This window comes from Janthinobacterium sp. MP5059B (assembly GCF_001758645.1).
Taxonomy (GTDB): domain Bacteria; phylum Pseudomonadota; class Gammaproteobacteria; order Burkholderiales; family Burkholderiaceae_D; genus Janthinobacterium; species Janthinobacterium lividum.
Genome location: NZ_LRHX01000004.1, coordinates 96372 through 108730, shown reverse-complemented (window position 1 = coordinate 108730; position 12359 = coordinate 96372). Strand labels below are relative to the sequence as shown.

The window sequence follows — 12359 nt, the reverse complement described above, 5'->3', positions numbered from 1 at the left end:
GGCAGCATTTGTCTTTATCAAAAAGACGATAAAAACCGTTCCAGGACTTGCTTCTGGAACGGTTTTTTCATGCACGCCACCATTTGCCGATTTGGGCTAGGATAGTATCCATCGTCCTCACCTGCGTGCTGCCATGCCGAACTTCGCTGCCAACCTCAGCATGATGTTTACCGAACTGCCCTTCCTCGACCGCTTTGCCGCCGCCAGGGAAGCGGGCTTCGATGCCGTCGAATTCCTGTTCCCCTATGCCGTCGAGGCGCGGCAGATCGCCATGCGGCTGGAACGCCACCAGCTGCAGCTGGCCGTCTTCAACTTCCCGCCAGGCGACTGGGAGCACGGCGAGCGGGGCATTGCCTGCGATCCGCGCCGGGGCGAGGAATTCCGCGGCAACGTGCAACTGGCGCTCAACTATGCGCTGGCGCTCGGGGCGAAGCAGTTGCACTGCATGGCCGGCATCGTGCCGCCCGGCATGAGCTTGGAGCGGGCGCGGCAAAGCCTGATCGGCAACCTGCAATTTGCGGCCGACGCCTGCCGTCCGCATGGCATCAACGTGCTGATCGAGCCCATCAACCGCTACGACATGCCCGGTTACTTTCTGAACCATAGCCAGCAGGCGGCCGACATCATCGCCGACTGCCAGCGCAGCAATATCTTCCTGCAATACGACGTTTATCACATGCAGCGCATGGAGGGCGAGCTGAGCAACACCATCCGCGCCATGCTGCCCCTGATCCGCCACATCCAGATCGCCGATACGCCGGGCCGCCACGAACCGGGCACGGGCGAGATCAACTACCGCCATGTGTTCAAGCTGCTCGACCAGGTCGGCTACGCAGGCTGGGTCGGCTGCGAATACCGCCCCGCCAGCGATACCGTCGCGGGACTGGGCTGGCGCGAGCAATTGACGGGCACAGCGGGCACGCTGGGCGCCTGATCGCAGCGCGCTTGCGCCCGCACAAGGCGGCCGGCGCAGGCCGGCACGACAATACCTTTCCATACAGTATTTCCTGTCGAGAGGTGCCGTGTCCACCCTGCCCGCCCGCCATCGCCGCGCCCTTTGCCTGAAGCTGTACCTGAACCTCTTCCTGGCTGCCGTGCTGTGCAGCTGCACCACTTCGCGCCCCGAGCTGGCGCAAGTGCGCGCGCTGGCCGCCGGCACCGATGCCCTGACCGCCTTCAACGAACTGTCGCAGCGCCACGTGGACACTTACCAGCGCGCCCGCCCCTATCTGTCGCCGGCCGAAGATGCGCGCGAACGCCTGCTCGATGTGCAGCGCCGCGCCGCGCAGGCCGATGTCGCGCGCCTGGCGCAGGCCGTGCGCCTGTACCTGCAGGCGCTGGGCCGGATGGCCGATGCCGATGCGTATGACGTGCAGTCCGAACTGGCCGGCGCCGGCGCCGCCATCCGCGCCTGGCCAGGCAGCGGCATCGACGACCGCCATGTCAGCGCCTATACCTTGCTGCTGCAGCAACTGTCGCGCCTGGGCGGCGCGGCCAGCCAGCAGGCGCACCTGGCGCAAGTGCTGCACGAGGGTGACGCGCCGCTGCAAGCCCTGCTGGCCGCGCTCGACAGCTTGCTGGCGCTGTACGACAAAAGCGGCGATAACGAGCGCGACATGGTGCTCGGCTTGCTTGACGTGGAAATCGCCTATGCGGACACGCCGCAGCAGCGCCTGCTGGCCGTGCTGGCGAAAAACATGCAGCAAAGCAAAACCGAGGAATACCGCCTGGTTGGCCTGCGCCATACCCTGGCGCGCCGGCAACTGGCGGCACTGGGTCGCGAACACGCGCAGCTCGCTGCCACCCTCACCACCACGGAGGCAAGATGGACGGATCGGTAGGCAGCAGCAGCGAACGCCGCGAAGCGGCTCTCAGCAGCGCCATGCGCGTCGAGCAACTGGCCGACAGCCTGTCGCAGGCGGCCGTCACCTTGCACGGCGCCGTCATGCGCGCCATCCGCAAGCGCGCCAGCCAGGGCGCCAATGGCATCAGCCACAGCCAGGCGCAAGCCGTCTTCGCCCTGGAAGTGGCCTTGCGCCAGCAAGCCAACCAGCTGTATGCAGATGCCGCAGGACACACCGTGGCGGGCCTGGAAACGGCGCAGCGCCAGCTCAGCGGCCTGCTCGACACGGTGCGCCTGCGCATCGCCCGCAACGACGACGTGCGGCACTGGATCAGCCTGGCGACGAGCTTGTTGCACCTGGGCAGCGCCGTCCTCGCCGGCAACCCCGAGCGCATCCTCGCCACTCTGGGCAGGGTGCGTGAGCGGCTGCAAGAGATGGCGCCGGACTGATTGAAATCGGCCGGCAAGCGCCTATACTGGGACGGCCCCGCCTGGCAATCGTGCCTGCGGGGCGATGACCAGAGGAGACCAACATGCGTATCGAACCGTATTTGCAATTCAATGGAAACTGCGCGCAAGCGCTGGAATACTACCGCCAGCACCTGCATGGCACGGACCTGTGCCTGATGCCGTATCGGGGCAGCCCGGGCCAGGACCAGGTCAAGGAAGACTGGTATGACAAGATCATGCACGGCTCCGTGCAGCTGGGACCCACCATGCTGATGGGCTCGGACGGCGGCTGCAGCGAAGATGGCGCCAAGGGCATGAGCGGCAGCGCGATCTGCCTGACCGTCGATACGCCGGAAGAGGCGGAACGGGTCTTCGACGCGCTGGCGCGTGACGGCAACATCCAGATGCCCCTGGAAGTAACGTTCTGGGCCAAACGCTTCGGCATGCTGAAAGACCAGTTCGGCGTGGCCTGGATGGTCAACTGCCTCAAGGAACCAGCATAGAACGGCCGCTGCCAGCCTGCGCCGCGTCAAACGCGGCGCGGGTGGTAGCGCAAGCAGAGTCGCCAATCTTGGACTACCATGATGGAAGTAACCTCTACCGGGTGACAACCATGAATGGATTGCCGCAAGACCAGCTGCAGCGTCTGCAGGGCGTGCTGGAGCAACGCAAGCTGGCGTTGCTGGAACAGATCGAGAATGAAACGGCGGAAGCGGACGCGCGCGCCTCGCTGCTCAATGAAATCGAAGCCTCGCCGGCCGACAACGCCAGCGTGCGCACCTTGAACGCCCTCGTCAGCGAAGCGGCCGAACACAACCTGGCGCAGCTGGCCATCATCAAGCACGCGCTGGCCAAGTTTGCCGACGGCAGCTACGGCCTGTGCGACAACTGCGGCGAAGCCATCGGCCTGTCGCGCCTGAACGCGCGCCCCGAAGCGCGCCTGTGCATCGATTGCCAGACGCGGCTGGAAAAAACCCAGCGCTGAGTAGCGTGGCAGTGCCATGACGGCTGCGCCACGACAAAGGGCAAGGCATCGCTGCCCTGCCCCCTGTTTTCCAGCGTGACGACCATGCTGCCAGCCGCCCCCGCCAGCGTCTGTGCGCCGGCTGGATGGACGGGTCTCCTCTACTGCCATTGCCCTGCTTCACGTATCCAGCTGCACGCGGGATCAACTCATGTGCTGTCCACCATTGATGGCGATATTCGCGCCCGTGACGAAGGCCGCCTCGTCGGACGCCAGATAAGCGACCAGGGCCGCCACCTCGTCCGGTTCGCCCAATCGGCCCAGGGGAATCTGCGGCAATATCTTCGTTTCCAGGATCTCGGTCGGCACGGCCGTCACCATCTGCGTGCGCAGATAGCCGGGCGACACCGTGTTGACGGTGATGCCATGGCGCGCCACTTCCAGCGCCAGCGCCTTGCTGAAGCCATGCACGCCCGCCTTGGCCGCCGCGTAGTTGCACTGGCCAAACGCGCCCTTCTGGCCGTTGACGGACGAGATATTGATGATGCGGCCCCAGCGATTAGCCAGCATCGGCTCGAGCACCTGCTTGCTCATGTTGAACAGGCTGTCGAGATTGGTGCGCATGACCTCGGCCCAGTGCGGCAATTCCATCTTGCGCATGCTCTGGTCGCGCGTGATGCCGGCGTTATTGACCAGCACGTCAATGCGGCCGAACTGCGCCAGCACGCTTGCCACGGCCTCGCTGCAGGCATCGAAATCGCCCACATCGAGGGCCAGCGGGTGAAAATAATACTGCTGTGACCGCTGCTTGTCGAGCCAGCTTTCCACGCGGGCATTGCCCGGCGTATGCGCCGCCACGACGGCAAAGCCCGCCGCATGCAGGCGGCGGCACAAGGCCGTGCCCAGGCCGCCCATGCCACCCGTGACCAGCGCTACTTTTTGCTCATTCATTGCTGTCTCTCCCGCTTGTTATGGTTGTTCTGCGTGGGATCAAGTGTAAGTGGCACTTTTGAAAGCGGCATTGCGCCATATCAAAGGCTGAGCCCGCATCTAGCAGCGTCTGCCTGCGCTGCATCCATGCATGAAAAATTGTCAAAATTATACTCATCCGTGAGGTGATGGCACCTCGACAGGCAAGCCGTGCAGACTTTGCTTGAAGGTAAGACTCACATGGAGAACGCGATGGAAATCCAGGACGACACAGAAGCATTGAGGGACTTGTTCAACGACATCAATCCCGGCATGAGCGACGTGGAATCGGTGCATCAGGCGGAGCTCGATCCACAGCATGCGCTGGCCCTGATGGCCAATCCGAAAGCGGCGCTGAAAGCCATGGGCATCCCCGTCAGCGATGCCTCGCAAGTGCAGGTGACGATGAAGAACCGCGCCAGCCGCGCCATGGCGGAGGTGGCGCAAAAGGCGGCGCAATTGCGGCGCATCATCGTCATCGTGATTCACTACCGTAACTGCGACGCCGACATCATCATCATCGCCATGAGCTGAGGCGGCAAGCGCCGGCCGCAGTCGTGCGCGGCCGGCACCCCGGACTGTGCCAGAATGATCCCTACTGCACAGCGAGAGGACAGGCCATGACGTACAAGACCGTATTGCTCCACATCGACGACAGCGCCGGGCGCGCCGCCCGCATCGAAGCGGCGGCCAGCATCGCCCAGGCGTGCGGCGGCCACCTGACGGGCGTGGCGCTGACGGGCGTGTCGCGCCTGCTGTACCAGAACCAGCCCGACCTCGATGCGGATCCGAACCTGAGCTTGCATTTGAATTTCCTGCGGGAACGGGCGACGCGCGCCCTCGACGGTTTCGAGGCGCAGGTGCGCGCGGCCGGCGTCGCCTCGTTCGAGCAGCGCGTGCTCGACGACGAGGCGGCGGGCGGCATCAGCCTGCTGGCCCGCTATGCTGACCTGGTCGTCATCAGCCAATACAATGCCAAGGATAAATCGCCGTCCGTGATGCGCGACTTTCCCGCCTATGTGCTGCTGCATTCGGGCCGTCCCGTGCTGATCGTGCCGTATGCGCCGCCGCTACCCCTGCTGGCGCCGCCGGCAGCGGCGCGCAATGTGCTCATTTCCTGGAATGCCAGCAAGGAAGCGAGCCGCGCCGTGAGCGCCGCCCTGCCCCTGCTGCAACGCGCCGGACAAGTCCACGTGGCCATCTTCGATGCCCAGGTGCACGCGGCCGAACATGGCGAACAGCCGGGCGCGGAACTGACGCACTACCTGGCGCGACACGGCGTGGAAGCACGGCTGCATTTGCTCGATGGCGGGGGCGTGCGGCGCGGCGATATCGGCGAAGCGCTGCTGTCGCAGGCAGCCGACCTGTCGGCCGACTTGCTGGTGATGGGAGCGTATGGCCATTCGCGCCTGCGCGAAACCATTCTCGGCGGCGTCACGCGCACGATCCTGCAAAGCATGACCATTCCCGTGCTGATGGCGCACTAGGGACGAGTGAAAGCGGCGGGCTAGCCGCCCTGCCATGGCAGGCTGCGGATCTTCGCCACCTGGCGCTGCGCCAGCCACTGCCACAGCTGCAGGGCGTCGCCCTGCGGCAGGGCCGACATGTGGCGCGGACTGGCGAGGGCGATTTCGCAATCGCGGTCCGACCATTCCTCGAAAGTGACTTCGCCTCCGCTAGCGACTTCGACCTGATACATCAAGCCATCGTCGTAGCCAAAGCGCAACAGGACGGCGGCCGGGCTGCCGTCCGGCGCGACGCCGCCACCGCGGTAGACCTCGGCCAGCGCATCGGCCAACTGTGCCGGCGAGGGCGCACAGATGTCGCGCCCATCGGCCCGTGTCAGAATGAACCATGCCTGTGTCATGACGCGACCTCCTATCCATACTCGTTAGCATGCGAGGCAAGTACTACAGGCAGTCACCTTGGTCCAGTGTCACTTCGGGCGCGCGGAAACTATCCCTGTCGGCATTGTTTACCAATAATTACGAATACTAACAAGGATCATACCTAAATTTCATGCAGCGCGGCATTTATGCATATTGCACGGCTGGCGCGCCGATTCACGCCACCAGCACGGGAATGCTGAGCGGATCGAAATCATGCCAGTCGCCATTGGCGATCGTGCCTTCCGCTTCCTCGATATGCTCGGCGCCGAGCCGGTGCAGCGCCTCGAGCGCCCGTTCACGCTCGTCGAGGCCGCCCAGCGCCACGGCGATCAGCATGCCCGGATGCCGTGGCTGGCGGCGGTTTTCGCCATTGCTTTCGCCATTCTTTTCGGCTTCGCCCGCGTCCTTCATCTTATTGAAACTGTAGAGCGAACCCACGTGGGCGCCCACCAGCGCCCCCACCACCGGGCCCAGCGGCCCCGTCGCCAGGGTGGTGACCGCGCCGATGCCCGCGCCCACGGCGGCCCCGACGGCCACGCCTTCCACCACGCCCTCCGGCGTTTCCTTCGCCCCCGGCGACATGTCGCGGTCGCCGCCAAGCGCATGCAGATCATGCTGCCCCGGCTGGTTGACAAAGAAAGCGCTGATGCGACTATCGGAAAAGCCCGCCTGGTTCAGCGCGGCGCGCGCGACGTCGATCTGCTCCTGCAACTGAAAATGACCTGCGATGATGCGTGACATGATACGGCCCTCCTCGTCGGCTGCTGCTGGCGCACCATGCGCCGCCTCGATAGCGTGCGCCAGACAACGCCAGGATACCGTTCGCTTACGCACACAGCCGCTTACTCCCATGCCCAATCATATGCTCACTCAAGCAGACGCGCTGAAGGGGCTGCGGATATCAGACAGGAATTGCTGTGCGCGCGCATGTTGCGGCCGCGCAAAGAATTCGTCGGGCGTGGCCCGTTCCAGCACTTGCCCATGGTCCATGAACCAGACCCGGTCCGCCACTTCGCGCGCAAAACCCATTTCATGCGTCACGCACACCATCGTCATGCCGCCCTGCGCCAGGTCGCGCATCACTTGCAGCACCTCGCCCACCATTTCCGGGTCCAGCGCGCTGGTAGGTTCGTCGAACAGCATCAGCGGCGGCTGCATGGCCAGCGCTCGGGCGATGGCCACCCGCTGTTGCTGCCCGCCCGACAGGGCTGACGGCATGGCGCGCGCCTTGTGCGCCAGACCCACCCGTTCCAGCAGGGCCAGCGCCCGCTCTTCCGCTTCGCGCCGGGTCAAGCCGCGCAAGCGCTGCGGCGCCAGCGCGCAATTGTCCAGCACGGAAAGATGGGGAAACAGGTTGAATTGCTGGAAAACAAATCCGATATGCGAACGGAAGGCATTCACGTCCAGCCCCGGCGCATAAATGTCCTGGCCCGCCACCGTGATGCGGCCCGAAGCGATCGGTTCCAGACGGTTGATGGTGCGGATCAGGGTCGACTTGCCGGAGCCGGACGGCCCGCACACGACCAGCACCTCGCCCTTGGCGACTTGCTCATTGATGCCGTTCAAGGCGTGATAGTCGCCATAGTATTTGTTGACGTTGTCAAAGGTGATCATGCAGCCGCTTTCAAGAGACGCGCCTGGCGCCGCTCGAGCCAGAAGGCCGCGCGCGACAGGCTGAAACACAAGACAAAATAGGTCATGCCCAGCAGGAAATACACTTGCACGGGTTTCGTCAGCACCAGGCCGTTCACTTGCGAAGCGATGAACGACACTTCGGCCAGGCCGATGATGTATCCCAGCGAGGTTTCCTTGATGGTCGAGACGAACTGGTTGACCAATGACGGCAGCATGTGGCGCAGCGCCTGCGGCAGGACGACCTGGCACATGCTGTCGAGGTATGTCAAGCCCAGGGAACGGGCCGCCTCCACTTGCCCCTTGGGCACGGCTTGCACGCCGGCGCGCACGATTTCCGCCAGATAAATGCCGTCAAAGATGACGAGGGCCGCCAGCATGGTGCCGAACTGTCCGCTTTCGTGACCCGTGATGCTGGGCAGGAAGAAATATGCCCAGAAGATCACCAGCAGCAAGGGAATGCCCCGCACCACGTGGATCAGCGCGGCGACGGGCCAGCGCAGCAGCCGCCAGGGACTCAGGCGCGCCAGCCCCAGCAGCAAGCCGAACGGCAAGCTGAGCACCAGCGCCAGGCTGGCCAGCAGCACCGTCAGCGCGAGGCCCCCCAGCGGTCCCTCGGGATAGCGGCCGACGAGGAAATACAGCCAATAATCGTGGATCAGTTCCAGCATCAGGACACCTTCTTTTGCAGCAAGGCCGCCAGGCCCGCGATCGCCAGCGAAACGGCAAGATACGCCGCGCTGGCGAAGACGAACGCTTCCACGCTGCGGAACGAGGCCGCTTCCACGCGCTGCGTCTGGTACATCAGCTCGGCCACGCCGATGACGGTGGCGATGCTGGTGTTTTGCCACAGGTTCAGGGTTTGCGACAACAGCGGCGGCGCGGCCAGCCGCAGCGCCTGCGGCACGATGCACAGGCGCATGGTGGCGAGAAAGCTGAAACCCAGCGCCCGGCCCGCCTCGAATTGCTGGGCGGGTATTGCGCGGATGCCGCTGCGGATGTCTTCCGCCATGTAGGCGGCCGTATATAAAGTCAGGGCCGTGACGGCGCTGACGGCTTCGATATTGCCGGCATACAAGCGCTCCTTCCAGGCGTCGGGCAGCAGTTCGGGCGCACCGAAATACCAGAACAGGAAGTGGGCCAGCAAGGGAACGTTGCGGATCAGTTCGACATACGCGGCGCCCAGCCCGTTGAGCAGGCGCGACGGCGCCAGGCGCAGCATGGCCACGCCGCACGCCAGCGGCAGGGAAAAGAGCAAGGTAATGCCCATCAGTTGCAATGACAACAGCAGGCCGGACAGCAACCAGTCGCGGTAGTCGCCGGCCAGCAAAAAGTTCAGATCAAATTGGAGCATGATGGTGAAATATCATTGATGCCTAAGAAAACCGTAGCGAGCGGCAGTGATTTGCGGCTAAGAAGCGCAACCGTGCTGGAGCACGGTGAGCATCGCAGGCCGCAAAGCGAGCCGCGCAGTAGGTTTGCTTAGGCGTCGATCTTGTCCGATTCAATTTTAAATGTGCGCTTCTGGAATTTCACGTTGCTCGTCGGGCCATACCATTTGAAGAACAGTTTTTCTGCCTCGCCCGACTTTTCCAGGCCGCGCAGCACCTGGTCGACGGCTGTTTTCACGCCCGTCTCGCCCTTGCGGATGCCGAAGGCAAACACTTCCTGGCTGATGTTTTGCGGCAGCACAATGTAATCCTTTTGCGCGGCGCCCAGCTTGGCGTAGTTATTCAGCAAGGAGACTTCATCATCGACATAGCCGACGCCCTTGCCCTGCTGCAAGCCCAAGTAAGCCTGGCCCGCCGTCTCGAACGTCACCACATCCACACCAGGCACGGCCTTGCGGATATTCGGTTCCTGCGTGCCGCCCTTGACGGTCAGCACTTTCTTGCCGGCCAGGCCAGCAACCGTCGTGATATTGCTGCTTTTTTTGACCAGCACGCGCTGGCCCGTGTAAAACGTGGACAGGGAAAAATCGATCAGCGCTTCGCGTTCCTTGTTGTGCGTCAGCGATGCCGTCAGGATATCGATGCGGCCCTGCTGCAACTCAGGAATGCGGGCGGCCACGGCCAGCTGCTTGATCACCGGTTTGACGCCCAGGCCCTGGGCGATGGCGCGGCACAGGTCCACTTCATAGCCGACCAGCTGGCGCGATTTGGCGTCGATAAAACTGTTCGGTTCATCCGTGCCCAGAGTGCCGCAGACCAGCTCGCCCTTCGCCTTGATACTGGCCAACTGGTCCGCTTGCGCCACCTGGGTGAAGGCGATGGAGGTGAAAAGAAGCGCGGCGAAGTGAAGACGGGTCTGCATGGAATTCCTCTGGTGAATAATGAATGCCGCCATTAGACCGCGGCACGCTTATTTCCAAAAAGGAATCTTTTCACCCATGTTTATGCAGAATTCATCTAAGGCATCAGCGAAGACATCAACTAAGGCGCCAGCGCCTTCGTCTCGCCGCCCAAGCGAATGATCGCCGCTTTTGCCCCCACGGCACCCGGATAGCGGGGGTCGAGCTGCAGCGCCTGGCGATAGGCGGCCACCGCCTGCGGGCGCAAGCCTTGCTCCACATAAAACTCGGCCAGGCTGTCCTGCAGATTCGCGTCGCGCGGATGCAGGCTGACGGCCGCCTGCAGCACGGCCATGCCTTGCGACACGGCGCCGCCACCTTTCAAACGGTAGGCTTCCAGGTTCAGCGCCGCAGGACTGGCCGCGCCCAGCGGGTCGCGGTCCAATGCCAGGCGCAGGGCGGCGAGGGCAGGCTCCGTCTTGCCGGCGCGCAGCAAGGTCAAGCCTTGCAGCGCATGCGCGCGGTCGCTGAGCGGATACAGCTCCACGGCCAGGCGGCTGGCCGCCAGCGACGTATCCGTCTCGCCGCGCGCGGACGACGCTTGCGCCAGTTCCTGCAGTTCGGGCACGAAATCGGGATAGGCGCGCTGGCCGCGGAAGGCCGTGCGCAGCTGGCTATCCAGGGCGGCGATGGATGCCGAGGCGGGTGCGGCCGGCCAGGCGATGGCGGCCGTGCGGTCCCAGCTGCTCGCCAGGGCCACGATGGCCTGTTCGAAGGCGGCGTCGAAGCGCGGCAAGGCACCGGCCTTTGTACCTTGCGACAACAGGATATAGTCGCGCGCAAACGCCAGCGCGCCACCGCGCGAGTATTGATTCAGGTCGATGCCGGCATCGCGCAGCTGCCTTGCCATGCTGGCGCCAGCCGTGAGAAACACGCGGCCGCCTGCGGGATGGCGGGCCGCATCGATATAAGCGCGCGCCGCCTGGGCGTCCGGCGCCAGCGCTTGCAGATTGATTTGCGTAAATGCCTCGCGCGTGGCGGCCGCATCGGCATATGCTTGATCCGTGCGCTCGGCATGCGCCCTGCCTTCCTCGAACATGCCTTGCGCCACCCGGTAAGCGCGCTGTGCGCCCGCATCGGCAATATACGTGTTCAGCTGCCACGGTTCGCCCGTGACCACTTCGAACAGGCGCTGCACGAAGGCCTCGGGATTGACGCGCTCGAGATTGGCGGCGACGGCGATGGTGAGCTTGCGCGAAGGAAAGCTGTACAGGTAGGTGACGGTTTCCGGCTGCTGGCCACTGTGGGCAATGGCGTAGCGCCCGCCCGTCGGCAGGATTTCCCAGCCCATGCCGTAATTCGTCAAGCGGCCCGCACGCGTGGCCATCGGCTGCACCATGGCGGCCACGCTGGCCGCCGACAGGATCTTGCCGTCGTGGACGCCCCGGCCGAAGGCCAGCATGTCGGGCACGCTGGCGCGCGTGCCGCCGGCGGAAAAGCGGCTGCTGATGTCGACGAATTCGGAATTCTTCAACTCCTTGCCGGCCAGCCGGTAGCCGCGCACGCGGTGCGCGATCACGGCGTCCGGGTCATCCAGCACGGTGGCGTCCATGCCCAGCGGCCCCCACACGTGGCGCCGCATGTAGCCGCCATAGCTTTCGCCCGAAGCGCCCTCGATGACGGCGCCCAGCAAGTTGTAGCCATAGCTGGTGTAGCGGAAGCGCGTGCCCGGTTCGGCGATCAGGTCGAACTGTTCGAAGACGGCGATGGACTGGCGCGTGTCCTTGTGTTCCTTGAAATGCTGTTCCACTTTGCTGTCGCGGTAGGCGTCGATGCCGCCCAGGTGGCCCAGCAGCTGGCGCACCGTCACGGGAAACGGCTTGACGGGGAAATACGGCACATAGGTTTGCACGGGTACATCCAGGTCGATCTTGCCCTGTTCCACCAGTTGCAAAATGGCCACCGCCGTCATGGGCTTGGTGACGGACGCCAGCCGGTAGCTGGACTGGGCCGTGGCCGGCACGCGGTTTTCCAGATCGGCATAACCGTAACCCTTCACCCATTCCACGTCGCCCTGGCTGAAACCGACGGTCACGCCCGGAATGCGTTCCGCGCCCATGCGCCGGGCCGCCCAGCCATCGAAATCCGCCAGGCGCGCGGCCAGCCCAGCGGAGGGAGCGGAGGCGGCTTGCGCCATGCCGCAGAACAGCGCCAGCGCGCCGGCGAAACCGTAGTATTTGCTGCTTTGCATAGTCATGATTCCATGGTGAGGGCCGTGTGCACAGCACGGCGCTGATGCATGGTAAATGTCTTTCACACACC

At 64.2% G+C, this 12359-nt stretch carries 15 protein-coding genes; 7 read left to right on the top strand and 8 right to left on the bottom strand.

Annotated elements, in window-relative coordinates; translation table 11 throughout:
* Nucleotides 1-133: 133 nt before the first annotated feature.
* The 5 genes from otnI to JAB1_RS02815 all read left to right on the top strand — a co-directional run bounded on the left by otnI (nucleotide 134) and on the right by JAB1_RS02815 (nucleotide 3278).
* Nucleotides 134-934 (top strand): 2-oxo-tetronate isomerase, encoded by an 801-nt coding sequence (gene otnI, locus JAB1_RS02835; RefSeq protein WP_070278634.1) that lies wholly within the window; start codon nucleotides 134-136, stop codon nucleotides 932-934.
* A gap of 88 nt (nucleotides 935-1022) precedes the next feature.
* Complete coding sequence (locus JAB1_RS02830) at nucleotides 1023-1841, top strand: hypothetical protein (RefSeq protein WP_083299531.1); 819 nt, start codon at nucleotides 1023-1025, stop codon at nucleotides 1839-1841.
* Nucleotides 1826-2293 (top strand): hypothetical protein, encoded by a 468-nt coding sequence (locus JAB1_RS02825; protein WP_052140479.1) that lies wholly within the window; start codon nucleotides 1826-1828, stop codon nucleotides 2291-2293. Before JAB1_RS02830 ends, JAB1_RS02825 begins: the two co-directional genes overlap by 16 nt.
* 83 nt (nucleotides 2294-2376) lie before the next feature.
* On the top strand, nucleotides 2377-2796 hold the full coding sequence (locus tag JAB1_RS02820) for a VOC family protein (RefSeq protein ID WP_070278632.1): 420 nt from the start codon (nucleotides 2377-2379) through the stop codon (nucleotides 2794-2796).
* Between the two features lie 110 nt (nucleotides 2797-2906).
* Nucleotides 2907-3278, top strand: a complete 372-nt coding sequence (locus JAB1_RS02815) for a TraR/DksA family transcriptional regulator (RefSeq protein ID WP_070278630.1) — start codon at nucleotides 2907-2909, stop codon at nucleotides 3276-3278.
* 183 nt (nucleotides 3279-3461) lie between these two features.
* Here JAB1_RS02815 and phbB read toward each other — a convergent pair whose 3' ends face one another.
* Complete coding sequence (phbB, locus tag JAB1_RS02810) at nucleotides 3462-4208, bottom strand: acetoacetyl-CoA reductase (RefSeq protein WP_071653288.1); 747 nt, start codon at nucleotides 4206-4208, stop codon at nucleotides 3462-3464.
* 219 nt (nucleotides 4209-4427) lie between these two features.
* On the opposite strand from phbB, the gene JAB1_RS02805 reads away from it, so the two are divergent.
* Both JAB1_RS02805 and JAB1_RS02800 read left to right on the top strand, forming a co-directional pair.
* Nucleotides 4428-4760, top strand: coding sequence for a hypothetical protein (locus JAB1_RS02805; protein ID WP_070278626.1), 333 nt, complete (start codon nucleotides 4428-4430; stop codon nucleotides 4758-4760).
* 86 nt (nucleotides 4761-4846) lie between these two features.
* Nucleotides 4847-5713, top strand: coding sequence for a universal stress protein (locus tag JAB1_RS02800; protein WP_034786273.1), 867 nt, complete (start codon nucleotides 4847-4849; stop codon nucleotides 5711-5713).
* A 20-nt stretch (nucleotides 5714-5733) separates the two neighbouring features.
* On the opposite strand, the gene JAB1_RS02795 is transcribed toward JAB1_RS02800, so the two are convergent.
* The 7 genes from JAB1_RS02795 to JAB1_RS02765 all read right to left on the bottom strand — a co-directional run bounded on the left by JAB1_RS02795 (nucleotide 5734) and on the right by JAB1_RS02765 (nucleotide 12288).
* Complete coding sequence (locus tag JAB1_RS02795; protein ID WP_034786275.1) at nucleotides 5734-6093, bottom strand: hypothetical protein; 360 nt, start codon at nucleotides 6091-6093, stop codon at nucleotides 5734-5736.
* A gap of 196 nt (nucleotides 6094-6289) precedes the next feature.
* On the bottom strand, nucleotides 6290-6856 hold the full coding sequence (locus tag JAB1_RS02790; RefSeq protein WP_070278622.1) for a glycine zipper domain-containing protein: 567 nt from the start codon (nucleotides 6854-6856) through the stop codon (nucleotides 6290-6292).
* A 129-nt stretch (nucleotides 6857-6985) separates the two neighbouring features.
* Nucleotides 6986-7729 carry an amino acid ABC transporter ATP-binding protein gene (locus JAB1_RS02785; protein ID WP_070278620.1) on the bottom strand — a complete coding sequence of 248 codons (744 nt, stop codon included), beginning with the start codon at nucleotides 7727-7729 and terminating at the stop codon, nucleotides 6986-6988.
* Nucleotides 7726-8418, bottom strand: coding sequence for an amino acid ABC transporter permease (locus tag JAB1_RS02780; protein ID WP_070278618.1), 693 nt, complete (start codon nucleotides 8416-8418; stop codon nucleotides 7726-7728). Before JAB1_RS02780 ends, JAB1_RS02785 begins: the two co-directional genes overlap by 4 nt.
* Nucleotides 8418-9101, bottom strand: a complete 684-nt coding sequence (locus JAB1_RS02775) for an amino acid ABC transporter permease (RefSeq protein WP_070278615.1) — start codon at nucleotides 9099-9101, stop codon at nucleotides 8418-8420. The genes JAB1_RS02780 and JAB1_RS02775 overlap by 1 nt, the downstream gene beginning before the upstream one ends.
* Before the next feature lie 128 nt (nucleotides 9102-9229).
* The gene (locus JAB1_RS02770) at nucleotides 9230-10060 is read right to left on the bottom strand and encodes a transporter substrate-binding domain-containing protein (protein WP_034786287.1); all 831 of its coding nucleotides are present in this window, start codon (nucleotides 10058-10060) and stop codon (nucleotides 9230-9232) included.
* A gap of 119 nt (nucleotides 10061-10179) precedes the next feature.
* Nucleotides 10180-12288 (bottom strand): serine hydrolase domain-containing protein, encoded by a 2109-nt coding sequence (locus tag JAB1_RS02765; protein ID WP_070278613.1) that lies wholly within the window; start codon nucleotides 12286-12288, stop codon nucleotides 10180-10182.
* Nucleotides 12289-12359: the final 71 nt, after the last annotated feature.